The sequence below is a fragment of the Vibrio sp. Vb1980 genome, assembly GCF_033338615.1.
GTDB classification, from domain to species: Bacteria; Pseudomonadota; Gammaproteobacteria; order Enterobacterales; family Vibrionaceae; genus Vibrio; species Vibrio alginolyticus.
Map to the genome: position 1 here is coordinate 1 of NZ_JAWOSZ010000162.1, position 539 is coordinate 539.

General features: G+C 47.3%; 1 protein-coding gene. It reads left to right on the plus strand.

Features of this window, described 5'->3' with window-relative positions:
• Window positions 1–539: type I phosphomannose isomerase catalytic subunit (locus R7F64_RS24285; protein ID WP_318072207.1), on the plus strand; the 539-nt coding region annotated here is incomplete at both ends.

The window sequence follows — 539 nt, forward strand, 5'->3', positions numbered from 1 at the left end:
GAGACCAAACTCTCTTCACTGATTGCTCAAGACATGAATGCTTTTCTGAGTGAAGAAGTCGCAAACCGTTTTGGTGAACTTCCATACCTGTTTAAAGTGCTTGCCGCTGAGAAAGCGCTGTCGATTCAGGTGCACCCAAACAAGCAACAAGCAGAACTAGGTTTTGCACTGGAAGAAAAACAAGGCATTCCCCTAACCGCTGCAAACCGTAACTACAAAGATCCAAACCACAAACCTGAGTTGGTTTACGCGCTAACCGAATACCAAGCGATGAATGGCTTCCGCCCAACAAGTGAAATCATCAGCTTCTTCTCTGAGCTGGCGATTCCTGAGCTGCAAGACTTGGTGGATGACCTTATCTACAATCAAACTTCAAAAGGCTTGGCGAGCTTCTTCTCCGGTCTATTGTCACTGGAAGGCGAACAGAAAGAGATGGCGTTGACGGTGCTATTGGCACAAGCTCGCATCACCGACTTACCTCTGTTCAACCTGATCTTGGAGTTAGAAACGCAATACCCGGGCGACATTGGTTTGTTTGC